This is a genomic window from Ewingella sp. S1.OA.A_B6 (genome assembly GCF_049889095.1).
Taxonomy (GTDB): Bacteria; Pseudomonadota; Gammaproteobacteria; order Enterobacterales; family Enterobacteriaceae; genus Ewingella.
In genome coordinates, this window is the sequence record NZ_JBLJFK010000088.1 from 1 (window position 1) to 250 (window position 250).

At 54.0% G+C, this 250-nt stretch carries 1 rRNA gene; it reads left to right on the forward strand.

The features are described 5' to 3' along the window. Positions 1 to 154: 154 nt before the first annotated feature. Positions 155 to 250: ribosomal RNA gene (gene rrf / locus ACMV8I_RS21590) — 5S ribosomal RNA — on the forward strand; the annotation flags it as partial.

The following is a 250-nucleotide window of genomic DNA, read 5'->3' on the forward strand; positions in this document are numbered from 1 at the left end:
CAGTACTAATGACCCGAGAGGCTTAACCTTACAACACCCAAGGTGTTTTGGTTTGAGAGACGATATAATTTAATTTTCAGCGATTGTTCCGAGATTGGTTCGTGTGGCCTGCCGTCGAGAGAGGGGGTGGGTGGCATGGATGAAACAGAATTTGCCTGGCGGCACTAGCGCGGTGGTCCCACCTGACCCCATGCCGAACTCAGAAGTGAAACGCCGTAGCGCCGATGGTAGTGTGGGGTCTCCCCATGCG